Origin of the sequence: Methylobacterium sp. WL18 (assembly GCF_008040015.1) — a bacterium.
Classification (GTDB): Bacteria; Pseudomonadota; Alphaproteobacteria; order Rhizobiales; family Beijerinckiaceae; genus Methylobacterium; species Methylobacterium mesophilicum.
On record NZ_VRVD01000024.1, the window covers coordinates 1 to 25520 of the forward strand.

A 25520-nucleotide genomic window follows, 5' to 3' on the forward strand; every position below is an offset into this window, starting at 1 on the left:
GGCCGCCGCCGTAGCCGAGCCGCTTCCGCTGCGCCGTGGCATCGCCCTGTGGCCCTGGTTCTCGCTGACCACGGAGTTCCCGGCGCCGCGCATCGATTACGCGTGGCCGCCGTTCCAGGCCGACCGCCCGACCCCGACCCGCGACGACCTGCGCCGGCTGGCCGGGCTGGGCTTCGATTTCGCGCGGCTTCCCCTGGATCCCGGACCGTTCGTGGCGTTCACGGGCGGGCGCCGAGCCGACCTCATGGCCATGCTCTCGGCCGCGATCGACGACGTGCTGGCTGCCGGGATGCGCGTCCTCGTCAACGTGCAGGCGAATGCCGCCACGCATCATTACACGCCCGACGCGTTCTACGGATCGGACCGGGCGCCGCTGTTCCCCGCCTATCGCGAGCTGATCGTGGACCTCGCCCGACTCTGCGTCCGGAAGGGTATCGGGCGGGTAGCCCTGGAGCCGGTTAACGAGCCGCCGCAAGGCTGTGGGGCCGAGGCCTGGAACCGGGTCCAGGCCGCGCTCCTCACCGCAGCCCGGGGCGCCGCGCCGGGGCTCACCCTTGTGGCGACCGGCGCCTGCGGCAGCCTCGTCTCCGGGCTGTCGGTCCTCGACCCGGAATCCCTCGCCCGGTTCGCGCCGCTGCTCTACACCTTCCACTTCTACGAGCCGTACCTGTTCTCCCACCAGGGCGCGACCTGGCTCACCGAAGAGCCGTTCTATCGCTGGCTGAACGCCGTGCCCTGGCCCGGGGCTCCGGGGCGCCAGCCCGAAACCCTGGCGGCGGTCCGGGCCCGCATGGCTGCCGACCGCGCGGTCCCGGAAGCCGAGAAGGCCCGGGACCGCACGGTGATCGAGGCGAAGCTGCGCGATTACTTCGCGGCCGAGCCGGGACCGGCTTATCTGGCGAAGGAGTTGGCCCCGGTCTCGGCCTGGGCCGACCTCTACGGGATCCCGGCCCGGCTGATCCTGATGGGCGAGTTCGGGGCCGTGCGCACCGACGCCCGCTACACCGCATCCCGGGCGCCCGACCGCGCGGCCTATCTCGGCGACGTGCGGCGGGCGGCGGAGCAGGCGGGGTTCGGCTGGTCGTTCTGGAACCTGTTCGACGGCCTCGGCCTGATGGACGACGCGCACGTCGTCGATCCCGCCCTGGTCTCCGCACTGGGTCTGACGGCGCGGCCGTGAGCGGCCCTCAGGCCCGCGTGCGCAGGGAATTGAGCGGAAACAGCACGATCAGCATCAGGGCGAACTTCGCCAGCATGGTGGTCTTGCCGGCCAAGCCCTCGAAGGTGTTGACCAGGATCACGAAGGTGAGGATCGGCAGCCAGACGCCGCGTCGGCAGTTGCGCGCGATCTCCGTGAGGTAGAGGCCCACCGCCACGACCAGCAGCGTCGTCACCAGGATGCCGTGGTAGAGCACGTCGGAGACGATCGAGTTCTCGATGCCCCATTCCAGGCCGTAGATCCGCCGCAGGGTGCTCACCTGCAGGAGGTCGGGCGCCAGCAGCAGCTGCCGGAACGGGACGGCATCGAAGATCGCCAGCATGTCGACCCGGGCCTGGGCGCTGCCGCCGTCCGAGACGAAACGGCTGAGCAGCGTGTCGAAGAACCCCACCGCCGCCAGCACCGCGACCATCACCGGCAGCGCCGTCAGCACGAAACATGCGCAGGCCGCCCCGATCAGGGGGATGCGGTTGCTCCGCAGCGTCCGATTAAGAGCGAAGAGGCCGACCGCCCCGCCGAGTGCCAGGGTCGTCACCGTGGCCGACCGGCCGCCGAAGGTCACCAGTGCCACGAGCTGCAGGGCGATCACCCCGGCCCGGAGCGCCGGGTTCAGCCGGCCGCCGCCGTTGGCGAGCGCCAGGATATAGCAGGCGGTGAGCGTCGCGTTGACGAGCGGGTGACCCTGGAGCGCGGCCGAGCGCGTGTCGGTCTCGAACGCCATGCCGTCGAACCGGAACGGGAAGAACCGCTGGCCGCTGGCGAACTCGAACAGGCCGAGCAGCGCGTTGGCCAGCATCATCAGGTGGAAGACGGTCTCGATCCGCCGAAGCGTCGCTTCGTCCCGGTCCATCAGCAGGATCGGGACAAGCCCGGCCAGCACGAAGGTGTCGATCGAGCCGGCCAGGCCCGTGCCGCCGCGGGCCGCGATCAGTCCGAGCAGCAGCACGCCGCAGAAAGCCAGCAGCACGCAGGCCGGCCGGCGGTTGAGGGCCTGCGCCACCGGGATCACCGGATTGCCCGCGCGCAGCATCGTCCAGCCGACCAAGGCGACGACCATGTAGGTCGCGGGATGGATCTTCGCGGGAGCCGAACCGGTGATGCCGTCGTAGTTGAGGCCGAGCGCCCAGAGCAAGCCGCCCGATACGCCGACCAGAACCACGGTCAGCAGCACGAACGCCATCGCCTCGAGCCGGTCCAGGCCGCGCAGGCGCGTCTCCGGCCGCGAACGCGCCGCCTGCCGGTGCGCGAAGCCCGCGGGCCGCGCCGTGCTCACGCGCTGCGCCGGTCGAGCAGCAGGGAGCCGGAGACGGGCCGGCCCAGGGCTTCCGAGGTGTCGACCAGGTCGATCAGGTCGCGCTGGCGGGTGGCGCCGTTGCAGACGACCAGCAGCAGCCGGTCCGCCGCCGCCGCGATCGGGCCGAGACGCAGGTTCTCGGAGAGAACGCCGCCATCGACGAGCACCAGTTCGAAGCGGCCCTTCACGCCGGCCAGAAAGCGCTCGATGTTGGTCGGGACCAGCGCGTCGCGGATCGGCTTCTGGGTATCGCCGAGCCCGATCCGCCGGGCGCCGGTCTTCGCATCGACCTGCGTGACAGCGTTGAGGCTCTGCTCACCGCGCAGCACGTCGAGGAGGCCGGGGGTGCCAGCGCTGTCGGTGCGGAGATCGGCATCGATCAGCAGCACGCGGTCGCCGCGCGCCACGGCCACCGAGGCGAGCAGCGCGATCACCGCCCTGCGCTCGTTCGCCTCGGCCTGGCCCGACGTCACCAGCAGCGCCAGCGATCGGCCGCGCGTGCCCGCCGTGGTGGCGAGGTGGTCCAGGGTGAAGCTCGCGGCCGCCGTGCTGGCGCCGCCCGGTTGGACGCTCGGGATCACCGCGACGACGGGGGCGTTCGACAGCCGCTCCAGCTGACGCGACGACAGCACCGTCGGCTCCAGGTATTCCCGGGTCAGCGCGAGGCCGGCTCCGAGGCCGAGGCCGCCCGCCAGCGCAGCGGCGACCAGGATCAGCCGCGGCGGCCAGCTCGCGTCCTGCGGCGGCCGGGCCGACGTGATGATGCGGGCATTCGAGCTGTCGATGCCCGACTGTTCCTTGATCTCGCGGGTGCGTACCAGGAAGGTGTTGTACACGGTGCGGGCCGCCTCGACCTCCCGCTCCATCTCGCGCAGCTGGACCGAGGATTGCGCGGTCACCGCCGACTGCCGCTGCAGCCGCTCCAGGTCGGCCGCGAGCGACTTCTCGTTGGCCTGGGCGCGCTGGTACTCGGTCTCGGCGGCTCCGGCGATGCGGTTCAATTCGGCGTCGATCAGGCGGCGGACATCCTGCATCTGCGTGCGTACGGCGGCGATGTAGGGATGGCGCTCGCCGAGGTTGGTGCGCAGGTCCGCTTCCTTGGCGGCAAGTTCGGCGTACTGGCCGCGCAGCCGGTCGACCGCCGAGGACTGGACGGCCTCCGGCATCGCCCCGGAGCCGATCGCCTGGCCGCGCGCATCCTTGATACCCTGCAGGCGCGCCTTCGCCTCGGCGGTCCGGGCCCGCGCCGCCACCAGACGGGCGTTGGAATCGGTGAGCTGCTGCTCGTTCACCAGCCGGCCGCTCGACGCGATCAGGCCGTTGCGGGCCTTGTAGTCCTCGAGCTTCTTGTCGGCGGCGTTGACCGCGTTGCGCAATTCGTCGAGCCGCCCGCGCAGGTCGCCCGAGGCGCGCTTGGCCGCGTCGGAGCGCGCCTCGGTCTGATCGACCAGGTAGGCGTTCGCGATGGCGTTGACGATCCGGGCCGACAGGTCCGGATCCACCGTGGTGACGACCACGTCGATCACGAACACCTTGTCGGCGCGCTTGACGGCGAGCTTGCGCCGTAGCTGGTCGAGCGCCCGGCCGCGCGCATCGACGGGCCGCTCCGCCTTGGGACCGAGAACCATCTCGCGCAGCGACGCGACACTGCGGGATATTAGGCCGTCCTGAGCCGCGCCGAACCCGGGCTCGCTCTCCAAACGTGCCTGCGTCACGGCCCGGCCCAGGACCGCGTCGGATTCGATCACCTTCACCTGGCTCTCGACCTGGGCGATGCCGCCGTCCGGCGACAGGGCGGCGGGATTGACGTCGTTCAGCACCACCTGCCGGTCGCGGGGGTCGATCAGGATCTGCGCGGTCGCGGTGTAGAGGGACGGTGTGATCAGGGCATAGGCCAGGACCAGCAGCCCGAGTACCAGGGCGGTCCCCAGCACCGTGCGCTTGCGCCGCCACAGGATGCGCCACAGGTCGCCGAACTCGGCGGTGGTGTCGGGCCGGGTCGGGCCCGTCCGCTCCGGTTGTGCCGGATGGACCGGCGGGAGCCAGCTCGCCACGGCAATGTTACGGTCGATCTGTGCCACGATCGGTCACCATCGTCTCGAACTCGGTCGGTCCCTCGCGGGCCCCATCTCCTACTGCAAGAGTCGCGCAGACTGCTGACAATCCCTCAAGACTGCCGAGGGTCGTGTGCGCACGCACCGATTACTCGGCGTCTGGTAAACGCCCTGCACCGAAGTTTGCTGCCGCCAGGTTTATCGGTCCCGTTAGGGTTTGGGAATTAGATCGTATCCGCGGCCATGACGTGTCGGACCGCTGCGCTGCGCGAGGGCGCTCATCATGCATGTGAGAGTTCGCCTGGACGGCGCCGAACCGCGCCGCTGGCAGATCGCCCTGTTGGAGCGAATCGCCGCGATGGCCGGGATCCGCACCGTCGGCGTCGACGCCGCGCCGGTTCCGAACGGGTGGCCCGACACGGTCGAGCTGCTGTTCCGACTGGAGGCGCTGATTCACGGTCTGCCGCGGATCGGCTCGGAGCGCCTGCCGCCGACCGCCCTCGATCCATGGCGGCGGCAGGACGCCAGGGCCGATCTGACGATCGACCTGTGCGGCGACTTACCCGCCGGGCCCAGCATCTGGCATCTGGCCTTTGACGGCCGGCGCGGTGACGACGCCCTGTTGGCGAGCCTTCTGGCCGGCGCGGTCCCGCGGGCCACGCTGATCGCGGATGGGCGCATCGAGGCCGAAGGTCGGCTCGGCACCGACCGGCCCGGCATCCTGTTGGCCGGCGTCGACGACGCGCTGGCGCGGACGGTGACCCTGATCGCCGCAGCGATCGGCCGCCGCGCTGCCGGGTGCAGCGATCCGTCCTCGGCTGTGTCCGAGCCGTCCCCGGGGCCCGAGCGGACGTTGTCGGGCACCGAACTCGGTTCGCGCGCGGCGCGGATGCTGGCCGGCGCGGTGATCCGCCGCCTCTACCACCTCTGCTACCGCGCCCCGCACTGGCGCTGCGGCTGGCGGCGCCTCGACGGGCCGGACCTGATCGACCTCGGTCGTCACCCCCAGACCGGATGGACCGACCTGCCGGATGACGGCCACCGCTTCTATGCCGACCCGTTCCCGCTCGCCCACGCCGGGAGCACGCACGTCTTCGTCGAGGAATTTCCGCACGCGACCGGCAAGGCGATCATCTCGGCCGTCCGGTTCGGCCCGAACGGCCCCGAGGGCACGCCCGTGCCGGTGCTGGAGGAGCCCCATCACCTCTCCTACCCGTTCGTGTTCGAGCGTGACGGGGCGGTCTGGATGGTGCCGGAGAGTTCCGCGGCCGGCCGGGTCGATCTCTATCGGGCGACCCGCTATCCCGGGGGTTGGGTGAAGGAGGCGACGCTGCTCTCCGACGTGGTCGCCAGCGATGCGACGCTTCTCGAACAGAACGGCCGGTGGTGGCTGTTCGCGACACTGCGCGATGCCGCTACCGAGGCGCCCGCCGGCTCCGGATCCTACCACGACGCGCTGTGCCTCTGGTCGGCCCCCGATTTCCGGGGTCCCTACACGCCGCATCCGGCCAACCCGGTCCTGATCGATCCCGCGACCGCCCGGCCGGCCGGGCGCATCGTCGAGCGCGGCGGGCAGCTGATCCGCCCGGTCCAGGATTGCGCCACGGGCTACGGCCGCGCCCTGGGGCTGGCGCGGATCGACCGCTTGGACCCGGACGGGTTCGCCCAGACCCTGATCGGCCGCGTCGAGCCCGGCCCGGCCTGGGCCGGGAGCCGGCTCCACACCGTCAATTCGGGCGGCGGCATCGAGTGTATCGACGGCTCGGCCCGAGCCCCCCGGATCCGGATGCCGGGCCGTTCCTGACCGCTTCGGAGCGTAGCCGTCTCCGGTAGCCCGCAAACACCCGGGTTCAGCCTGTTGCGACCGGGCTTCGGACGTCAAAACGTTGTCCAAGCGATTGTTGCGTACCTCCATGGTGGATAACGCAACTTGTACGTGCCCTAATCCGCATGGACTAATTGCATAGATTGTATTTTGGTCTGAGGATGTCTGATATCCCGAGCGCCTGATCAATCGGAGTGACTGTTTCATGAGTGCAAGCGCGACGATCGGAAGCGACATGCCCGCGCGCAGCGCCCTGAATGTCAGGCTCTCGCGGATCGCCGCCGTTGCCGGCATCCCGGTCGAGGCGTTCTTCACCGAATCCGCGTCGGCGACCCATGGCGGGCTGATCGAGCTGATCCGGCTCTGGGACGCGGCCGGGACGGAGACCGCGCGGGCCGAGATCCTGGCCGGCACCCGCGCGGTCGTCGCCGGGGCGAGCGACAATCCCCGCTGAGGAACGCTCGGACGCCGAGATACGGATCTGACCCGACGCGCCCGATGCCGGATCGTACCGATCCCCGACCAACCGATATTTCCGTGCCTTCGGCCCTGGCGGGAGCCCCACGAGATCGCTACATTGTGACGGCGGGGCTGCAGAGTTCGTCAGGAGCACTTTCCCCGGGGCCTTATCGACTCCCTCGGGAGCTGTCCCTGGCCTCGTCCCTGGACTTGGCCAACACGGCGCCCACCTACTCTGTAGGTTTCCCGGGATCGATCCTCCAACGGCTCACGTGGCTCCGCACTCATCGTCTTCAGATACCGGATCTCCCAGCCCGGATGCGGCCCTCAAGGCCGCGCTGCGCGGGTCGGCTCTGGCCGCCCGGGACGCGCTGGATACGGCCACCCGGCTGGACGCCTCCGCCCGGATCGTCCGCGCGCTGCTGGCTCTGCCTGAACTGGCCGAGGCACGGCTGGTCGGGGCCTACTGGCCCATCCGCAGCGAGGTCGATTCGCGTCCTGCCGCCGAGGCGCTGCTCGCCCGCGGCCAGGCGGTCGCGCTGCCCCACGTCACCCCCGAGGGGCTGGTTTTCCGGGAGTGGCGGGCCGGGGACGCGCTGGTCGCCGGCCGCTTCGGCCTGAGCGAGCCGGACCCGTCGCTCCCGCCCGTGGAGCCCGACGCCCTGATCGTGCCGCTCGCCGCCTTCGACCGCGACGGCCAGCGCATCGGATACGGTCGTGGTTACTATGACGGCGCGATCGCGCGCCTGTCCGTTCGGCGGCCCGTCCTCACTGTCGGGGTCGGCTTCTCCGTCCAGGCGGTCGAGCGCGTGCCGGCCGAGCCGCACGACCGGCCGCTCCAGTTCGTGATCACCGAGACGGGCGTGATCCGGTTCGACAGGACATCCTGATCCATGCGGCTGCTCTTTCTCGGCGACGTGATCGGTCGCCCGGGCCGTACCGTCGTGTGCGAGCGCCTGCCCAAGCTGCGGGAGCGCTGGCGGCTCGACTGCGTCGTGATCAACGGCGAGAACTCCGCCGGCGGCTTCGGCATCTCCGAGACGATCTGCGACGAGCTGATCCAGGCCGGCGCCGATGCGGTGACGCTCGGCAACCACAGCTTCGACCAGCGCGAGGCGCTGGTGTTCATCGCCCGTCAGCCCCGCCTGGTGCGGCCGGCGAATTATCCCCCGGGTACACCGGGTCGCGGCGCCACCGTGGTGGAGACGCAGGGCGGCGCCCGGGTGCTCGTGGTCAACGTGATGGGCCGGGTCTTCATGGACGCCATGGACGACCCCTTCACCGCGGTGGAGCGCGAGATCTCTGCCTGCCCGCTGGGAGCCGCCGCCGACGCCGTCGTGGTGGACGTGCACGCGGAGGCGACCAGCGAGAAGCAGGCGTTGGGCCATTACCTCGACGGCCGCGCCAGCCTCGTGGTCGGGACCCACACCCACACGCCGACGGCCGATCACCGGATCCTGCCCGGCGGCACCGCCTACCTGTCGGATGCCGGCATGTGCGGCGACTACGATTCGGTCATCGGCATGCAGAAGGATGAGCCGATTCGCCGGATGATCCAGAAGACGCCGGGCTCCCGCTGGGAGGTCGCAGGCGGCGAGGCGACGCTGTGCGGTTTCGCCGTGGAGACGCAGGCGGATGGCCTGGCGACCCGGGTCGCGGCGGTCCGCCTCGGCCCGCATCTCGAGGAGAGCTGGCCTCGGTTCTGGGATTAGGGCGCTCGCCGACCCAGGAACTTCGGCCGCCCGCACCCGTAGATTGCAGAGACCCTCGGAACCAGGGAGCTCCGCATGCCTCAGATGTTCGACTGGATTTTCTTCGCCATCATGCTTCCGTTTCCGGCGTACCTGGTCTGGGACTGGTACCAGCACCGCTGAAGCCCGCGATCGGACCGGCTCGGTCAACGCGCGCCCGACCCCCTGAGATCGAACCCCGCTTAAGTCGAATGGGCCGCTTGTGTACGGCCCATGCCTACGTCATGCGACGGGTGGGTTCGGTCTCGGCCGGTCCGACGCCACACAAGCGTGTCCGTGGCGAGACTTGATCGCATGCGGGGCTGCCCCCACAGTGGTCGTGACGGACCCCGCTTCTGGGCGACCCCATGTTGAGATCAGGCTAGAGCGACCGATGGCCGCCCGCGACAACAGCGAGAATAACAGTCCACCGCTGGCGCGACCCGGGATTTATCTCGGGCGTATGGTGATCTTCCTGATCCTTGTGGGCTTCCTGGCCTTCATCCTGTTCAAGCAGATCACCCCGGCCTTCCTGGCCAATCCCGGGCTCAACGGGCTGATCCTCGGGGTTCTGCTGATCGCGGTGCTGATCGCCTTCGGGCAGGTCGTCCGGTTGTTCCGCGAGGTCGGCTACGTCAACGCGGTGGCGACCGGCGCTCAGGCCAAAAAGCCGCCGGCGCTGCTCGCCCCGATGGTGCCGATGATCGCGGCCCGGAAGACCGGGGCGCTGCTGCCGGGGACGACCGGTTATCTCGATACGATCGCGGCGCGCCTCGACGAGGGCCGCGAGATGCTGCGCTACATCGCCGGCATCCTGATTCTCCTGGGCCTGCTCGGCACTTTCTGGGGCCTGATCGACACGCTCTCGGCGGTGGGCGGGGTGATCAAGGGCATGCGCGGCGGAGGCGATGCCGGCGTGATGTTCGACGAACTCAAGTCCGGGCTCGCCGTGCCGCTCTCGGGCATCGGCCTCGCCTTCTCCGCCTCGCTGTTCGGCCTCGCCTCATCGCTGATCACCGGCTTCCTGGAGCTGCAGGCCGGCCAGGCCCATGCTCGTTTCCACAACGAATTGCAGGATTGGCTGCTGTCCGGAACCGTTTCCGAGCCGGTGGTGGCGGGCGCTGTCCGGCCTGTCGCCGCCGCCGGTGCGCAGGATCTCAAGGAGGCGGTCGAGCGCCTGACCGCGATCGTGTCCGAGGGCGGGGGCGGCAGGGCCGCCACGCTGGCCATGACCAACCTCGCCGAGGGCATCCAGGGCCTCGTCCAGCACATGCGCGCCGAGCAGCAGATGATCCGCGACTGGGTCGAGGCCCAGGCGAGCCGCGAGCGTGAGCTGAAGCAAGTCCTCGACCGGCTCGGCCGGGAGCGGGTGTAGTGGCCTCGACCGCAGCGCGCGCCCGGCGCCCCCTCAACGTCTGGCCCGGCTACGTCGACGCGCTGGCGACGCTGCTGCTGGCGGTGGTGTTCCTGCTCACGGTGTTCGTGGTCGGCCAGTTCTTCCTGTCGCAGGAATTGACTGGGCGGGACGCCACGCTGGTCAAGCTCAACCGCCAGATCGCCGATCTCACCGATCTCCTGGCGCTGGAGCGCTCGAACCGCCGCGGCCAGGAGGACGAGGTCCGCAATCTCCGCACCACGCTCGCCGGCGTCGAGGCCGAGCGCGACCAAGCGAAGTCCCAGGCGGAGGCCGCCACCGTGAGCCAGGGGGCCGCCGGCGCCCTCGACAAGCAGCTGGAGACCGAGCGCGGCGCGACCAGGCGGGCCCTGTCCCAGGTCGATCTCCTGAACGAGCAGATCAGCGCCATGCGCCGCCAGCTCGCGGCCCTCGAGGATGCGCTGGCGGCCTCCGAGACCCGCGACCGGGAATCGCAGGTACGGATCGCCGAACTCGGCAGCCGGCTGAACGTAGCCCTGGCCCAGAAGGTCCAGGAGCTGGCGCGCTACCGCTCGGACTTCTTCGGGCGCCTGCGCCAGATCCTCGGCAACCGGCCGGACATTCGGGTGGTCGGCGACCGTTTCGTGCTGCAATCCGAGGTGCTGTTCCCCGGCGGCTCGGCGACGTTGAAGCCGGAGGCCGGCCCCGAACTCGACCGGATCGCCGGGGCCATCGCCGACCTCGCCCGGCAGATCCCGGCGGACCTACCCTGGGTCCTGCGGGTCGACGGTCACACCGATGCGCGGCCGATCACCACCGCGCAGTTCCCGTCGAACTGGGCGCTTTCGGCTGCCCGGGCCATCGCGGTGGTGCAGTACCTGGCCGGCAAGGGCATCCCGCCGCAACATCTCCTGGCCGGAGCCTTCGGCGAGTTCCAGCCGCTGGACGCCGGCACGACCGAGGATGCCTACGCCCGCAATCGTCGGATCGAGATGAAGCTGACGGAACGGTAGGGGCTCACCCTTCCGATATGCCGGACCGAACGAAGCGTTTTGATAGTCCGGCCCGCGATGGCGTACACTGGCGGTGATGCCCTCGGGGGCACACGCATCGCCCGGCGCCAACCACAGCCAGGGCAGCGTTGGCCTTCCCCAGCACCTCGGCCTGGGCCCGGCCGTCGCGGTGAGCATCGGATCGAGACCCGTGGCGTCGGCCTGCGCGAGGATCCCGGAGGCGGTATTGGCGTAGCCCGGCAGCCGGTCGGGCCCCTCCACGGACGGAAACCCTTAGGCTCGGGAACTCGACCTTCAACGCGGCCGCCCGTTAAAGCGCGATCACTGTCCCGGATCCGGGCGACGGATAGACCCCTTCCGTCGCCGAACCCGACGCAGCCAAGTCCCAAATCACTCGGCGGCGGGGATGCGTTCGCCTTCGCGGGTCCGAAGACCCTTGCCGCGGGCGGTCTCGTCCAGGGCGTCGGTGAATTGCAGGCTGGCGAGCTGGGCGTAGAGCGCGCCCTGGGCGAGCAGGCTCTCGTGGGTGCCGGTCTCGACGATGCGGCCGTCGTCCAGCACCAGGATCCGGTCGGCGGCGCGGATCGTGGCCAGCCGGTGGGCGATCACCAGGGTCGTGCGCCCGCGCATCAGCGTGTCGAGGGCGGCCTGGACCGCGCGCTCGGATTCCGCGTCGAGCGCCGAGGTCGCCTCGTCGAGCAGCAGGATCGGCGAATCCTTTAGGATCGCCCGGGCGATGGCGACGCGCTGGCGCTGTCCGCCGGAGAGGGTCACGCCGCGCTCGCCGACCTGCGTGTCGTAGCCCTGCGGCAGGGCCGCGATGAAGCCGTGCGCGTTGGCGAGTTCGGCGGCGCGCCTCACCTCGGCCTCGCCGGCCTCGGGACGTCCGTAGCGGATGTTCTCGGACACGGTCCCGGAGAACACCACCGGATCTTGCGGGACCAGGGCGATGCGGGCGCGCAGCGCCTCCGGATCGACCTTCGTGATGTCGGTGCCGTCGACCAGCACGCGGCCACCCTGCGGATCGTAGAAGCGCAGGAGCAGCTGCAGCACCGTCGACTTCCCGGCACCGGACGGTCCCACGATGGCGATGCGTTCGCCGGGGGCCGCCGCGAAGGTCAGCCCGTCCAGGGCGGCGTGACCGAGCCGCGTCGGATAGGCGAAGTGCACGGCCTCGAAATTCACGGCGCCAGCGGCCGGCTTGGGCAGGGGCAGGGCCGGGGAGGGCGCACGGATCGCGGGCTCGGCCGCGAGGATCTCCGTGAGCCGCTCGGCTGCGCCGGCCGACATGGCGAGGTCGCCGTAGACCTCCGAGAGCTGGCCCAGCGCGCCCGCTCCGAACACCGCGTAGAGTACGAATTGCGACAGCTCACCGCCGGTCATCGTGTGGTTGAGAACGCCCTGGGCGCCGTACCACATCACCCCGACTACCGAGGCCGAGATCAGGAAAATTGCCACGCCGGTGAGCAGTGCCCGCGCCCGGATCGAATCCCGGGCGGCCCTGTAGGCGTCCTCGGAGGCCGCCGCGAACCGGGCCGCGGCCGTACCCGAGCGCCCGAAGGCCTGCATGGTCCGCACTGCCCCGACCGCCTCCGCGGCGTAGGCCGAGGCGTCCGCCAGCCGGTCCTGCGCGGCCCGGGAGCGCCGCCGCACGCCGCGGCCCGAGACGATCAACGGGAACACGATCACCGGGATGGCGGCCAGCACCATCACGGACAGGCGCGGGCTGGTGATCACCATCATGGTGGTCGCGCCCACGAACAGGAACAGGTTGCGCAGCAGGATCGAGACGGAGACGCCGAAGGCCGCCTTGATCTGCGTCGCGTCCGCGGTGAGCCGGGAGACGATCTCACCCGATTGCGAGCGGTCGAAGAAGGCTGGGTCGAGGATCGTCAGCCGGGCGAAGACGGCACTGCGCAGATCCGCGACCACGCGCTCGCCCAGCGTGACCACGGTGTAGACCCGGGCCGCGCTCGACAGCGCGAAAGCCGCGACCACCCCGAGCAGCGCGAGGAAGTAGGCGTCGATCACGTTCGCGCCGTCGGCCGTGAAGCCGTGGTCGATGACCCGCCGCATGGCGATCGGCACCACCAGGGTCGAGCCCGAGGCGCAGATCAGGGCGAGGATTCCGGCGGCGATCCGCCCGCGATACCGCAGGGCGAAGGGCAGGAGCGGCCGCAGTGCGCTCAAAGGGGCCTTCGGCCGGCCGGAAGCGGCCGCTTTGGTCTTACGGGCCATCACGCCTCACGCGTCTCTTCCCACCCGGTCCACGGCGCTTGTTCCCGGAGAGAGCCTGCGATATACGCCGCCCCTCATCCGATTGCGCGTGTTCAATGGCCGCGGGCCGCCACCACGGTCGGCTTGGACGTGCCGTTGCCACGAACCTACGGTTCGGTGCAACCGCTGACACCTTCCGCATCCCGGGCCGGGCGGCGCCTCCTGCGCTCCCCGCCGGCATGCCAGAACAGGAACGACAGGTCATGGCGAAGGACGCGGCCGCAAAGGCCAAGGGGACCGAGCACCCCGACTACCACTTCATCAAGGTCGTGATGACGGACGGCACCGAGTACCGGACCCGTTCGACCTACGGCAAGGAGGGTGACACCCTCAACCTCGACATCGACCCGCTCACCCATCCGGCCTGGACCGGTGGCGAGCAGAAGATGCTCGACCGCGCGGGCCGCGTCTCGCGCTTCAACTCGCGGTTCGGCAACCTCGGCAAGCGCTGATCCCGGACGGATCGCGCCGAAACGAATCAGGACGGGCGGTCCCTAGCGGAGCCGCCCGTTTTTTCGTGTCTGTCCGGCGCTGTCGCAGAGCAGGGCGGGAATTTTTCTGGCGGAATGGTCTGGCGAATTTTCCAGCCTTCCGACGCGTTCGATCTTCTCCGACGCCGCATGGAGAAAATGTTCTTCTGTCACGGCGCTGTCCGGGCGCTCCACCCGGTCAACCCGATCGGTGCGGCCTCTTTTCCAGCCAAGCCGAGCCGTCGTAATGTCCGGTGCCGTCGATGTTCCGCCCGGTCACGATCTTCGGTTGTCGCGATCTCGTCCAGGTCCGATGGCAGATGTCTGTTCCGATGTGTTTGTCGTGCGGTGTGTGAGTATTCTGTAAAACAAACTCAATACATCTTATGGCGCGCTCGAACATTGCGAGTGACGTTTTCGAGGTCTTTGTTCATGAAACGCTGGCTGTTTTTTGTCGTCGCAGTCCTGTTGACCTTCGCCGCCCCAGCCTTGGCGGGCGGGAAGATCAAGGTCGGCATCATGAGCGATTCCTAGGACGTCTGGGCGAAGGTCAAGGCGATCGCCGCCAAGGATGGGCTCGATCTCGATCTGGTCGTGTTCTCGGACTACCTGCTGCCGAATGCCGCCCTGGATGCCGGGGACCTTCAGGCCAACGCCTTCCAGCACAAGCCCTTCCTGGAGAACCAGATCACCGCCAAGGGCTACAAGATCGTGCCGGTCGGGGCCACGATCGTCTCGCCGATCGGGCTCTATTCCCGGAGGGTGAAGGCGGTCGGCGACCTGAAGGCCGGCGCCAAGATCGGCATCCCGAACGACCCGTCGAACGGCGGGCGTGCCCTGTTGCTGCTTCAGGCGCAGAAGTTGATCAAGCTGAAGGACGGCGTCGGTATCCTGCCCACGGTGCTCGACGTGACCGACAATCCGAAGACGCTTCAGTTCCGTGAGATCGACGCGGCCCAGTTGTCGCGCAGCCTCGACGATCTCGACGCTGCGGTGATCAACACCAATTACGCGGTCGAGGCAGGCCTGAAGCCGGGCAAGGACTCGATCGCGATCGAGTCGTCGGTCGACAATCCCTATAGCAACTTCATCGCGGTTCGGGAGACGGACAAGAACGCCCCCTGGGTGCCCAAGCTGGTCCACGCCTATCAGAACGATACGATCCGGGCCTACATCACGGACAAGCGGCCGGGGGAAGTGCCGGCCTTCTGAGATTGGCGCGCGGTCGGAACCAGCCGGTCCGGCCGCGCCACAATCCTCAGCCCTCGCCGAGGCGGAACGCCATGCGCAGCAGGCCCTGCTGCGCCGCCACCGGGCTCTCGACCGGCATCGGCGTCGGGCGGTCGTCGGTGATCAGTGAATCCAGGTGCAGGATGCGGGCGTGCAGCCGGCGCGCCCGCTGGATCAACTGCTGGAGGCGCATCGGCAGCAGGGTGAAGTCCGACTGCTTCGGCGGGTCGGACTTGCCGAGCTTGACCCGATGCTTCTCCAGCAGCGCCTCAGCCGGGGTCATCTCGCCCTCCGACACCGCGCGCTGCACGAGCAGCCACGACGCGATCTGCATGAGTAGCGTCGTGAGGCGCATGCTCTCGGCCGCGTAACTCAGCGTGGCATCCCGGGAAACCAGGCGCGACTCGTCCCGGCCCTGGCCGTCGAGGTAGGCCGCCGTCTCCTCCACGAGCAGCATGCCGTCGCGGAACAGCGTCTTGAACGCCTCGGAATTGACGTAGGTCTTGCCGAAATCGACCCAGTCCCGATCGTCCCGGAACGTGACATCGAAGCCGTTCATGTGCCTCTCCTGTGCCGCCGACGGGCCAAGCCGTCCCGGACCGGGACATTCCGGCCATGGCTCTCGGGCGACGCCGCAATCCTAGCGCCGAACCGCGGCAGCATCAGGGTTAGATCTTTCTTAACCTTAATGAGCCGGCCGAAGGTTAAGATATGGCACACGCCGCCGGCTGCAAGCATTCAAAAGGTGACCTGGACACCGCCGAATATACGGTGCCTTGGACCGGTCTTGAAATCGGGCTCCCCGCGGCCGCGCAGCCTTGAACAGCGGAGCGTGGGCCTCGCGAGGAACAGTTGCACGACTCTTCTTGAAACACCCGGAAGGTGTGTCGCCGTCCGGGCTCGGCAGAGTCGGACGCCCGAGCCGTTCCCGACCGCCGCGCAATCGTGAACGGCTCCAAGGCCTTGGATCGGCACGTTGGCTTGCGCCGAGCCGGTATCCACTCCGGCGGTGGACGCTTTAATGCTGATGCTGGTGGCCGCCACCAGGCGCGCTCGCGCCGATCGGTGCGACCGAGAAGGTGACCGGCACGGTGCCGGCCCGCTGGAACGTGAGTGTCCCGGATACGCTGTCGCCGGCCTTCGGGGCGCCCGAGAGGCCCTCGAACATCAGGTGATAGCCGCCGGGCTTCAGCTCCACGGTCTCGCCCGGCTTGACCGTCAGGCCGCCGGAGACCGGGGCCATCTTCATCACGCCGCCCTCCATCGACATGGAGTGGATCTCGCCCGAGCGCGCGAACGGCACCGCGGCGCCCGTCAGCGTGTCTGGGACGCTGCCGGTGTTGCGGATCGTCACGTAGCCGCCCGCGACCTTGGCGCCGTTCGGCGTGGCACGCAGCCAGGGCGTGTCTATCGTGAGGTCGCCGGCCTTGATCGGATCGGCCTGGGCCGCCCCCGTGAACAGGCTGAGGCCGAGGAGGGCCGCGCAAAAGATCTTCATCGGCATGCTTCCGTCCTGAGGATGATGATCGACCGAGACGACACGTCGGGGCCGCGCGGCCGGTCCTTCCGAGGAAGGCGGAATCCCGCGCTGGCCGGCGGTGCGGTGACATCTCTGCCACACTGATCGACCCGGGACTGTTGTCGCCGTGCCGCATCCAGTCGCCACGTGCGCTGGCGCACGCCGACGCCACAATCCGGCCCCTTCGATAGGGAGTCTTAAGCTCATCTCGACACCGTGGCGACCGAGTACACCCGCTCTCGCCATGATCTGACGAACTCCGGACAAGAGCCAGCGACTGATGCGCATCAAGGCAACAAACCGGTTCACGGCCCTGCTGGGCGTCGCCGCGCTCGGCACGCTCGGCCTCAGCGCCGCCGAGGCCCGTGACCAGGGCAACTACGCCCAGGCCGAGTGGGCGCAGGATTACGCCTCGCCCGCCGGCATGCAGGTGCAGCGCGAGACCGTGCCGATCCTGTCGCCCCAGACCGTGTCGGCGACCGAGCAGATGGTCGAGCGCTATCGCGACATCGTCAACCGCGGCGGCTGGCGTCCGGTCTCCGGCGCCGAGCGCCTCCGCGTCGGCGCCAAGGGCCCGGCGGTCTCGGCGGTTCGCCAGCGCCTGATCGTCACCGGCGATCTCGATCCGGCCGCCGGCGGCTCGGGCGTGTACGATTCCTACGTCGCGGCCGGTGTGAAGCGGTTCCAGGCCCGCCACGGCCTCAGCCAGACCGGCGCGATGAGCCTCGCCACCCAGCAGGCGATGAACGTGCCCGCCGACGTGCGGCTGCACCAACTCGAGACCAACGTCGTCCGGCTGCGCTCCTACTCGGGCGATCTCGGCCGGCGCTTCGTGATCATGAACATCCCGGCCGCCCTGGTGGAGACCGTGGAGAACGGCCAGGTCGTCACGTTGCACGCCGCCGGCGTCGGCAAGATCGACCGCCAGTCGCCGATCATGAACACCAAGGCGACGCAGATCAACTTCAACCCGACCTGGACGGTCCCGGCTTCCATCGTGAAGAAGGACCTGATCCCGAAGATGCAGAAGGATCCGAACTACCTCACCGACAACAAGATCCACATCCTGTCGGGCAACGGCGAGGTCTCGCCGCGCTCGATCAACTGGAACTCGGACGAGGGCACGCGCTACACCTACCGGCAGGAATCGGGTGCCGACTTCAACTCGATGGGCATCGTCCGCATCAACATCCCGAATCCCTACGGCGTGTTCATGCACGACACGAACACCAAGGGCGTGTTCGGCGACGATTTCCGCTTCATCTCCTCGGGCTGCGTGCGCGTCCAGAACGTGCGCGAGTACATCACGTGGCTCCTGAAGGACACGCCCGGCTGGGGCCGCGAGCAGGTCGAGCAGGCGATCGAGAGCGGCAAGCGCGTCGACGCCAACATCGCTCAGCCCGTGCCGGTCTACTGGACCTACATCACCGCCTGGGCGACCCCGGACGGCCTCGTGCAGTTCCGTGACGACATCTACAAGCGCGACGGCGTGAACGTGCCCTCGACCATCGGGGCGCCGACCCCGGTCGCCAGCGCCGAACCGCTGCCCCAGACTTTCGAGCCTGGCGACGAGGAGTAAGCGCTCCGCGCTTCGACCCGACGGGCTCATCCGAGGCCCGCACCCCGACCCGGGGTGCGGGCCTCGCGCGTTCGGGGCCGCTCTGTCATCCGGCGGTCAAACGCCTCTGCTTGGCCTTTGCCGCCGAGCAGGAGCCCCCGATGTCGCGCGATTCGATCTCAGCCGCCGGACGCCTCACCCGCCGGGAGACCGTGGCAGGCGCCGCCGCCCTCTCGCTCCTGGCCGGCCGCGCGGGCGCGCAGGAATCCGGTGAGGCCACGGGCATCGTCTACGCCATCCAGGCGACCGGTTCCGAGCGCGCGCCGCTTTCGGGCGTGCTGGTCTCCAACGGCCGGGAAGTGGTGCGGACGGACAGGGACGGCCGCTACCGCCTTCCGATGCCGGGCGACGGCGCGGTGTTCGTGATCAAGCCGCCGGGCTATGCCCTGCCGCGGGACGCCGACAACGTGCCCCGCCACTCCTATATCCACCAGCCCGGCGGGACGCCCGCGGGCCTCGGCCTGCGCTACAGGGGCCTCGCGCCCACCGGTCCGCTCCCGGCCGCGATCGACTTCACCCTGACGAAGGCCGACGAGCCGGCGGATTTCGACGTGATCCTGTTCACCGATCCGCAGCCCGAGAGCCGGTTCGAGCTCGACCACGTGCGCGACACCGCAGTCGCCCGGGCGATGGCGATCCCGGCGGCCTTCGGCCTCACCACCGGCGACGTGCTGTTCGACGACCTTTCGCTCTACGGCCGCTCCAACCGCATCGTCGGGCGGATCGGCCTGCCGTGGTACAGCCTGCCCGGCAACCACGACCTCAACATGCAGGCGCCGGACGCCCGCTACAGCCGCGAGACCTGGAAGCGCGTGTTCGGGGCGCCGACCTACGCGTTCCGTCACGGGCGGGCGCTGTTCGTGATGATCGACAACGTCGAGTGGATGGGGCCGCCGGTCCCCGTGGGGGCCAACACCTACCGGGGCCATGTCGGAGAGCGCTCGCTCACCTTCCTGAAGAACCTTCTGGCCGAGATCCCGCCGGACGATTTGATCGTGCTGGCGACCCATATCCCGTTGGTGACCGATACCGGCGACGACCCGCGCAGCGCGACGATCGACCGGGCCGCGCTCCTCGACCTGTTGGCCGGCCGGACGGTGCTGAGCCTCGCCGGCCACACCCACACCACCGAGCACCATTACCTTGCGGAGCGGCACCACCACCACGTGATGACCGCCGTGTCCGGCTCGTGGTGGAGCGGCCCCGACACCCGCACCGGCATCCCGTCCGCCGACAGCCGCGACGGCACGCCGAACGGCTTCCACGTGCTCTCGATCCGCGGCACCGACTACACCACTCGCTTCGTCCCCGCCCAGGGCGAGCCGGACGCGGCGATGCGGATCGCCTTCGAGAGCGAATTGCGCCCGGCCGCCCCCGAGATCGTCCGGGCGAGCCACCCGATGCAGGGGCTGCGCCCGCCGGTCCCGCAGGACGCGCTGTCGGCGACCAATCTCGTGGTCAACGTGTTCGACGGCGGCCCGCGCACGAACCTCACGATTCGGATCGGCGACCGGGCGCCGGCGCCGATGGCGCGGACGCGCCGGCTCGATCCGTTCGTGACCGAACTCTACGCCCGCTATCCCGAGACCAAGAAGAGTTGGGTGCAGGCGACGCCCTCGACCCACATCTGGACCGCGGGCCTGCCCGACGACCTCGCGCCGGGCGCCCACCGGGTCACGGTCGCGGGCACAGACGAGTACGGCCGGCCGATCCGCGCCTGCGTCGTGCTCGAAGTCACGGGCGACGGCGCGCGCGGTTAGAAGGTCACGTCGGCGCGAGCGTGAACGCGGCCTGCATCGCGCGCGTCAGCGCCGCGCGAAAGCCCGTGATCGCGGCGATCAGGACGATGGTCAGCGCCGCGGCCTCCCACGGGTTTCGAACGATCGGACCGCAGACACTTTGGATGGCGAACAGGCTCAGGTTCGATGCGACCAGATGGACCAGGACGTGCCGCCCGGGACCGGTCCAGAGGCGCGGGACCGCGATGCGCCGCACGATCGCCATGCTGGCCGCCCGGTAGAGCAGCAAGAACAGCGCCGGCCCGATCACCCACAAGGTCGATGGCGGGAACCGCGAGGGCAGGCTCCCGGTGATCAACGCGACGGCCAGGAGCGTGTAGGTCGCCGACGCAGCGAGGCAGAGATCGATGCGGCCGAAAGGCTCCGTCCGGTCGGCGTAAGAGGCCCCCAGGAACAGCCACATCGCGTACGGGGCGAGGGGGAAATACGTGTTGCCGGGCGCGGGGAGGACGATCGCCAGCCACGGCAGATTGGGACCGTCGAACGGGATGCATCCGAACGAGGCCGAGGCCGCCAGGCAGGCCACCAGACAGGCCGGCCTGCGGACGACGTGCCCGAGCCCTCGGCCCAGCCAAACCATCGCGAGGCTCAGGACGAAGAACGAGGCGAGGAATTCGCTGTGGCCCGGCAGGTCCGTCAGCGTCACCACGCCGAGGATCCGCGCCGCCGACCACCCGTTGCCGTCGGTCAGGATCACGGCCCCGATCCCCGACAGGTAGAAGGCCAGCAGGATCTTGGCCGGCCCCTGCAGCCGCTCCCACACCGGCCTAACCCGGCCAGACCGGGCGGACAGGGCCGTGCCCCAGCCGAATGCGAACAGGAATCCCGGGAAGCTCACGAGATTGATGACGTTCGACAGGCCCGCCGTGAACCCGTCGATCGGGGCCTGGACGATCTGGACGACGTGGGCGAACACCATGCCGACCACGAGGAACGTCTTGAAGACATCGAGTTCGACGCACCGTCCCAGGTTGGCGTTCCGGGTGGACAAGACGAGGCCTCGGTCTGCGGCATCGATACGGTGCGCCAGCCCGAAGGTCGCCGGGAAGGGTAAAGATCCCATGCTGCCGGCCAGCCGCGCGATCCCTGCAGAGTTCCCTCGAGGCTGCTGCGCAAGACCTTAAGAATAAGGGAGACGGTAGGATGCCCCCATGGCCGGCCTAAGCCGGCGTGGCCGACTGCACTTGAGCCCACTGAAGGCGCGCTGGCGCGTATCGTTGCGTCGCAATCGGGAACGCCTGAACGCCGTGGATCCGGCGCTCCAGACGCCTCGGCGTTCCGCGACGTCGGCATGCTCGCCACAACCATCAGCGGGCGGCGATCAGATCCTTGATCCGCGCGGCGAGGACGTCCATCGGGAAGGGCTTGGTCAGCACCTGCATGCCGGGCTCCAGGTGGCCGTGCCCCAACACCGCGGTCTCGGCGTAGCCGGTGATGAACAGCACCTTGAGGTCGGGCCGCCGCTCGCGGCCGGCATCCGCCATTTGCCGGCCGTTCATCCCCCCGGGTAGGCCGACATCGGTGACGAGCAGATCGATATGCACGTCCGACTGCAGGACCTTGAGCCCCGCGGTGCTGTCGGCCGCCTCGATGGCGGTGTAGCCGAGATCCTCCAGCACCTCGGTGACCAGCATCCGCACGGACGGCTCGTCGTCCACGATCAGCACGGTCTCGTCACGGCCGGCCCGCGCCACGCCGGAGAGCTGAAGGGCGACATCGCCCCCTTCGGCCTCACCGCGATGACGCGGCATGTACAGGCACACGGTCGTGCCCCGGCCGACCTCCGATTCGATCTGCACCTGGCCCCCCGATTGCTGCGCGAAGCCGTGGATCATCGAGAGCCCGAGGCCGGTACCCTGGCCGATCGGCTTCGTGGTGAAGAACGGCTCGAACACCCGGGCGATCACCTCCGGGGGCATGCCGGTGCCGGTGTCGGTCACGCGCAGCACGAGATACGGGCCTTCGGGGAGGTCGTGCCGGAGGGCCGCGGCCCGATCCAGGTGGGTGTTGGCGGTCTCGATGGTGATGCGCCCGCCCGCCGGCATGGCGTCGCGGGCGTTGATGCACAGGTTCAGGAGCGCGTTCTCGAGCTGGCCCGGATCGATCAGCGCCGGCCACAGCGCGGGAGCCCCGATCACATCCAGGCCGACCTCCGGCCCGATGGTGCGCCGGATCAGCTCCTCCATGCCGAGGATGAGCTGGTTCACGTTGGTCGGCTTGGGGGTCAGCGTCTGGCGGCGCGAGAAGGCGAGCAGGCGGTGGGTCAAGGCCGCCGCGCGCTTGGCCGCTCCTTGGGCCACCGTCATGTAGCGGTCCAGCTCGGCGAACCGGCCCTGGCTGATCCGAGTCTGCATCAGCTCCAGCGCGCCGGAGATGCCGGCCAGCAGGTTGTTGAAGTCGTGGGCCAGGCCGCCGGTGAGCTGGCCGACGGCCTCCATCTTCTGCGACTGGCGCAGGGCCTCTTCGGTCTGACGCTGGCTGGTCGTGTCGATGCCGACGCCCGTGCGCCGGAGCGGCCGCCCCGCGGCATCGTGATAGGTATGGCCGCGGGACAGGACCCAGTGGACGGTGCCGTCCGGGTGGCACAGGCGATACTCGAGTTCGAGGTCGCCGGCATTCGCCAATCCGCCCGCCATCGTCGTCTTGAGCGCCGGGCGGTCGTCGGGGTGGACGTTGGCGAGGAAGTCCGGGCGCGGGATGCCCTCCGATCCCCGTTCCGGATCGATCGCGTAGAGCTTGGCGATGGCGGCGTCGTAGAAGAACCGGTCGCTGTCCAGCTCGTAGGTCCAGACGCCGACCCCGCCGACCGCCGACAGGGCGAGGCGCGCGAAGTCCTGGGCGTCGCGCAAGAGGGCGTCGCGCTCCTTCTCGGCGGTGACGTCCCGGCCGGTGGCGTAGAGCATGTCTCCCGCCGGGACCGCGACCCAGGAGATCCAGCGCAGCGATCCGTCCTTGTGCCGGTAGCGGTTGACGATCCGCGGTTGGGCGCCTTCCGCCGCCGCGGTGTAGGCGTCGATGGTTTCGGCATGGTCGTCCGGGACCACGAACGCGTTGACGTGGCGGCCCAGGAGTTCCTCGGGTGTGTAGCCGAGCATCTTCGTCCAGGCGGGATTGACCCGCCGGAAGACCCCCGCGAAATCGATGACCAGCAGGAGGTCGGGCGACGTGTCCCAGAGGGTGTTCAGCTCCAGGGTCCGTTCCTGCACCTGCTGCTCGAGCGTGTCGTTGAGCGTCCGGAGCTCCGCCTCGGCGACCTTGCGCGCGGTCACGTCGTTGAAGAAGATCGCGATGTGCCGGTCCGCGGGCTCGCCGACCCGGATGGCGCGCACGTCGAACCAGCGCTCGAAATTGTTGGCGTAGCTCTCGAAGTTGGCCGGCTCGCCCGTCCAGGCGACGCGGCCGTAGGTCTCGAACCAGAACCGCTCCAGATCGGGCGCGAACTCCGTGACCCATTTCCCGCGCAGGTTGACACCGGCCTGACGCTCGAAGGCCGGGTTGGCCTCGAGGAAGCGGTAATTCACCGGGCGGTCGCCATCGAACTTCACCTCGACGATGGCGAAGGCCGTCTCCACCGTGTCCAGCAGCGTCCTGAACAGATCCTCCGTCTTGCGCAGGCGCTCGCCGGCTTCGCGCGGGCCGGTGCGGTCGCGCAGGATCTTGACGTAGCCGTGCCGCGTGCCGTCCTCGCGGCGCAGAGGCATCAGCTCACCGGAGGCCCAGAACTCGGAGCCGTCCTTGCGCACGTGCCACCGCTCGTCGGCGGCGCGGCCCTCGGCGAGGGCGACGCGCCTCTCCTCGCTGGGGCGCCCGGCCGCCCGGTCCCGCGCGGTGAAGATGCAGTCGCTCGACGCGCCGAGGATCTCGCCGCTTCGCCAGCCGAAGATGTTCTCCGCGCCGGCGTTCCAGTCGGTGACGATGCCATCCAGATCGGTGACGACGATCGCGAAATCGATCGCGCTCTCGATGACGTGCTGAAGATGGCTGCGTTCAGGCATAGCCCCGTTTAGCGGCTTCCGCGGCAAAAGTTAGGTCGGCTCCGAGGCTCCGACATCCATTATAAACCGCTCCGCTCGGCACCTTGCCTAACCTATATTGATGTTCATGCCGGTACCCGGCGCGACGGGTCCGACGGACATCCGCGGGGCGATCAACCGGACCGTGATCGGCATCCCCGTTGACGCCGTCGCCGCCCGGCGCGAAGCCCGCACGACGGGTTACCGCCGTGGGAGGATCGGGACGATGCTGGGGACGGTGGGGTTCGCGTTCCTGGCGGGGTTGCTGTCGGTGCTGTCGCCCTGCGTCCTGCCGCTGGTGCCGATCGTGCTCGGCACTGCCGCGTCGGAGCACCGTCTGGGGCCCGTGGCGCTGGCGCTCGGCCTGGCCCTGTCTTTCACAGCGATCGGGCTGTTCGTCGCCACGATCGGCTTCTCGATCGGGCTCGACGGCGACGTGTTCCGCAGCGCCGGCGCCGTGTTGCTCGTCATTCTCGGCGCGGTCCTGATGCTGCCGCGTCTGCAGGCCCGGGTCGCGACGGCGGCGGGGCCGGTCGGCGCCTGGGCGGAAGAACGCTTCGGCGGGTTCGGGTCCGGGGGGCTGTCCGGTCAGTTCGGCGTGGGTCTGCTGCTGGGGGCGGCCTGGAGCCCCTGCGTCGGGCCGACTCTGGGCGCCGCGTCGCTGCTGGCGGCAAGGGGCGAGCATCTCGGGAGCGTCGCCCTCACCATGCTGGCCTTCGGGATCGGCGCCGCCGCGCCGCTGATGCTGCTGGGCTTCGTCTCGCGCGAGGCGCTGATGCGCTGGCGGGGCGGGCTCGCGGCGGCCGGCAAGGGCGTCAAGGCAGCCCTGGGGGTCGTGATGGTTGTGCTCGGCCTGCTCGTCTTGACCGGCACCGACAAGCGCGTCGAGGCCGCGGCGGTAGCGGCCTCGCCGGATTGGCTGAACGCGGTGACAACGCGCTACTGACACGCACCGCACCGGCGGCCTCGGCCGAGACGGAGCCCGGTGATGACCGACGCACCCTCCCGTCCGGTCGGCCTTGCCCATGGCGGCCGGCGCCGCTGGGATCCGCGTCGAAGGCCGCTGGATGGTCCGGCCCGAGAGGCAATCTTCATCCTTCGCGGTCACGCTGCACGCCCCTTCGGACCCATGAACCGACCTTGACCGACGCCCCCGCATCACCGCCCGCTCACGGGGTCGCCGGCTGGCCGTTCGGGGCCGCCGCGCCCGGGATCCGCCGACCGGCCACCCTGCCCGATGGACGCCCGTGGCCGCGGATCCGGGTCGTCACGGTCGCCGCCGCCGGGGTGGACCTGCGCGACACCGCCGCCTCGGTGCTGCGCCAGGATTATCCGGAGCTGCGGCACGACCTCGTCCCGGCGCACCTCGGGCGCGCCCATGTCGAGGCGCTGCTGGCCGATGCCGCCTGCGACGCCGTGCTCTGGCTTAGCCCCGGCGAACTGCTCGCCCCCGGGGCGCTCACCGCGCTGGCCCTGGAGGCCGCGCTGACCGGCGCGCTTGCGGTGGCGGGCCTGCGCGTCCTGTTCGCCGACAGGGTGCTGGCGCTCGACACGCCCGGGACGGCGGCTTCGGACGCGCCGGGCGGCGTGCCGTTCACCGGCGGCGAGGTGCTGTGGATGCGCGG

At 69.8% G+C, this 25520-nt stretch carries 17 protein-coding genes, 1 other RNA gene and 3 pseudogenes; 14 read left to right on the top strand and 7 right to left on the bottom strand.

The window, feature by feature from the left end; all coding sequences use genetic code 11:
• Nucleotides 1-1180, top strand: a 1180-nt coding sequence (locus FV228_RS04580; RefSeq protein WP_147853505.1) for a cellulase family glycosylhydrolase, incomplete at its 5' end; no start/stop codon positions are given.
• Nucleotides 1181-1187: 7 nt separating this feature from the next.
• Here the strand turns inward: FV228_RS04580 and FV228_RS04585 are convergent.
• A complete protein-coding gene (locus tag FV228_RS04585) occupies nt 1188-2492 on the bottom strand; it encodes a VpsF family polysaccharide biosynthesis protein (RefSeq protein WP_147853506.1) in 1305 nt (434 codons plus the stop codon).
• Entirely contained in the window at nt 2489-4594 is a 2106-nt protein-coding gene (locus FV228_RS04590; RefSeq protein ID WP_147853507.1) for an exopolysaccharide transport family protein, read from the bottom strand. Before FV228_RS04590 ends, FV228_RS04585 begins: the two co-directional genes overlap by 4 nt.
• A gap of 256 nt (nt 4595-4850) precedes the next feature.
• On the opposite strand from FV228_RS04590, the gene FV228_RS04595 reads away from it, so the two are divergent.
• The 7 genes from FV228_RS04595 to FV228_RS04625 all read left to right on the top strand — a co-directional run bounded on the left by FV228_RS04595 (nt 4851) and on the right by FV228_RS04625 (nt 10969).
• Nucleotides 4851-6371 (top strand): formyl transferase, encoded by a 1521-nt coding sequence (locus FV228_RS04595; RefSeq protein ID WP_147853508.1) that lies wholly within the window; start codon nt 4851-4853, stop codon nt 6369-6371.
• Between the two features lie 256 nt (nt 6372-6627).
• Nucleotides 6628-6846 carry a hypothetical protein gene (locus FV228_RS04600; protein ID WP_147853509.1) on the top strand — a complete coding sequence of 73 codons (219 nt, stop codon included), beginning with the start codon at nt 6628-6630 and terminating at the stop codon, nt 6844-6846.
• Between the two features lie 131 nt (nt 6847-6977).
• A non-coding RNA gene (gene ssrS / locus FV228_RS04605) (6S RNA) lies at nt 6978-7134 on the top strand.
• On the top strand, nt 7124-7741 hold the full coding sequence (locus tag FV228_RS04610; RefSeq protein ID WP_147853510.1) for a 5-formyltetrahydrofolate cyclo-ligase: 618 nt from the start codon (nt 7124-7126) through the stop codon (nt 7739-7741). The genes ssrS and FV228_RS04610 overlap by 11 nt, the downstream gene beginning before the upstream one ends.
• A 3-nt stretch (nt 7742-7744) precedes the next feature.
• Entirely contained in the window at nt 7745-8563 is an 819-nt protein-coding gene (locus FV228_RS04615; protein WP_147853511.1) for a TIGR00282 family metallophosphoesterase, read from the top strand.
• A gap of 412 nt (nt 8564-8975) precedes the next feature.
• The gene (locus FV228_RS04620; RefSeq protein WP_147853512.1) at nt 8976-9956 is read left to right on the top strand and encodes a MotA/TolQ/ExbB proton channel family protein; all 981 of its coding nucleotides are present in this window, start codon (nt 8976-8978) and stop codon (nt 9954-9956) included.
• Nucleotides 9956-10969 (top strand): peptidoglycan -binding protein, encoded by a 1014-nt coding sequence (locus FV228_RS04625; protein WP_147853513.1) that lies wholly within the window; start codon nt 9956-9958, stop codon nt 10967-10969. The genes FV228_RS04620 and FV228_RS04625 overlap by 1 nt, the downstream gene beginning before the upstream one ends.
• A gap of 390 nt (nt 10970-11359) precedes the next feature.
• Here the strand turns inward: FV228_RS04625 and FV228_RS04630 are convergent, their stop codons facing one another.
• On the bottom strand, nt 11360-13207 hold the full coding sequence (locus FV228_RS04630) for an ABC transporter transmembrane domain-containing protein (RefSeq protein ID WP_147853514.1): 1848 nt from the start codon (nt 13205-13207) through the stop codon (nt 11360-11362).
• A gap of 242 nt (nt 13208-13449) precedes the next feature.
• Here FV228_RS04630 and rpmE point away from each other — a divergent pair, with 242 nt between their 5' ends.
• Both rpmE and FV228_RS04640 read left to right on the top strand, forming a co-directional pair.
• A complete protein-coding gene (rpmE, locus tag FV228_RS04635; RefSeq protein ID WP_007565880.1) occupies nt 13450-13698 on the top strand; it encodes a 50S ribosomal protein L31 in 249 nt (82 codons plus the stop codon).
• A 450-nt stretch (nt 13699-14148) separates the two neighbouring features.
• Nucleotides 14149-14928 (top strand): annotated as a pseudogene (locus tag FV228_RS04640) (MetQ/NlpA family ABC transporter substrate-binding protein).
• 46 nt (nt 14929-14974) lie between these two features.
• Here FV228_RS04640 and FV228_RS04645 read toward each other — a convergent pair.
• Complete coding sequence (locus FV228_RS04645) at nt 14975-15505, bottom strand: DUF1465 family protein (RefSeq protein WP_147853515.1); 531 nt, start codon at nt 15503-15505, stop codon at nt 14975-14977.
• Nucleotides 15506-15964: 459 nt separating this feature from the next.
• Nucleotides 15965-16396 (bottom strand): annotated as a pseudogene (locus FV228_RS04650) (copper chaperone PCu(A)C); the annotation flags it as partial.
• A gap of 349 nt (nt 16397-16745) precedes the next feature.
• Here FV228_RS04650 and FV228_RS04655 point away from each other — a divergent pair.
• Both FV228_RS04655 and FV228_RS04660 read left to right on the top strand, forming a co-directional pair.
• Nucleotides 16746-18044 (top strand): L,D-transpeptidase family protein, encoded by a 1299-nt coding sequence (locus tag FV228_RS04655; RefSeq protein WP_147853517.1) that lies wholly within the window; start codon nt 16746-16748, stop codon nt 18042-18044.
• A 140-nt stretch (nt 18045-18184) separates the two neighbouring features.
• Nucleotides 18185-19843, top strand: a complete 1659-nt coding sequence (locus tag FV228_RS04660) for a calcineurin-like phosphoesterase family protein (RefSeq protein ID WP_147853518.1) — start codon at nt 18185-18187, stop codon at nt 19841-19843.
• 4 nt (nt 19844-19847) lie between these two features.
• Here the strand turns inward: FV228_RS04660 and FV228_RS04665 are convergent, their stop codons facing one another.
• Together FV228_RS04665 and FV228_RS04670 are read right to left on the bottom strand one after the other, a co-directional pair.
• Complete coding sequence (locus FV228_RS04665) at nt 19848-20873, bottom strand: heparan-alpha-glucosaminide N-acetyltransferase domain-containing protein (protein ID WP_187277636.1); 1026 nt, start codon at nt 20871-20873, stop codon at nt 19848-19850.
• Between the two features lie 316 nt (nt 20874-21189).
• A complete protein-coding gene (locus FV228_RS04670) occupies nt 21190-23877 on the bottom strand; it encodes a PAS domain S-box protein (protein ID WP_147853520.1) in 2688 nt (895 codons plus the stop codon).
• Nucleotides 23878-24121: 244 nt separating this feature from the next.
• Here FV228_RS04670 and FV228_RS04675 point away from each other — a divergent pair, with 244 nt between their 5' ends.
• Nucleotides 24122-24841: a cytochrome c biogenesis CcdA family protein gene (locus tag FV228_RS04675; protein WP_147853521.1), complete on the top strand. Its 720-nt coding sequence runs from the start codon at nt 24122-24124 to the stop codon at nt 24839-24841.
• A 194-nt stretch (nt 24842-25035) separates the two neighbouring features.
• Nucleotides 25036-25520 (top strand): annotated as a pseudogene (locus FV228_RS04680) (glycosyl transferase family 1); the annotation flags it as partial.

What these genes read in the sequence shown, in the direction of transcription:
- FV228_RS04595 (WP_147853508.1), top strand. Translation starts at nt 4,851, where the DNA reads ATGCATGTGAGAGTTCGCCTGGACGGCGCCGAACCGCGCCGCTGGCAG.
- FV228_RS04600 (WP_147853509.1), top strand. Translation starts at nt 6,628, where the DNA reads ATGCCCGCGCGCAGCGCCCTGAATGTCAGGCTCTCGCGGATCGCCGCC.
- FV228_RS04615 (WP_147853511.1), top strand. Translation starts at nt 7,745, where the DNA reads ATGCGGCTGCTCTTTCTCGGCGACGTGATCGGTCGCCCGGGCCGTACC.
- FV228_RS04620 (WP_147853512.1), top strand. Translation starts at nt 8,976, where the DNA reads ATGGCCGCCCGCGACAACAGCGAGAATAACAGTCCACCGCTGGCGCGA.
- FV228_RS04630 (WP_147853514.1), bottom strand. Translation starts at nt 13,207, where the DNA reads ATGGCCCGTAAGACCAAAGCGGCCGCTTCCGGCCGGCCGAAGGCCCCT.
- rpmE (WP_007565880.1), top strand. Translation starts at nt 13,450, where the DNA reads ATGGCGAAGGACGCGGCCGCAAAGGCCAAGGGGACCGAGCACCCCGAC.
- FV228_RS04645 (WP_147853515.1), bottom strand. Translation starts at nt 15,505, where the DNA reads ATGAACGGCTTCGATGTCACGTTCCGGGACGATCGGGACTGGGTCGAT.
- FV228_RS04655 (WP_147853517.1), top strand. Translation starts at nt 16,746, where the DNA reads ATGCGCATCAAGGCAACAAACCGGTTCACGGCCCTGCTGGGCGTCGCC.
- FV228_RS04660 (WP_147853518.1), top strand. Translation starts at nt 18,185, where the DNA reads ATGTCGCGCGATTCGATCTCAGCCGCCGGACGCCTCACCCGCCGGGAG.
- FV228_RS04670 (WP_147853520.1), bottom strand. Translation starts at nt 23,877, where the DNA reads ATGCCTGAACGCAGCCATCTTCAGCACGTCATCGAGAGCGCGATCGAT.
- FV228_RS04675 (WP_147853521.1), top strand. Translation starts at nt 24,122, where the DNA reads ATGCTGGGGACGGTGGGGTTCGCGTTCCTGGCGGGGTTGCTGTCGGTG.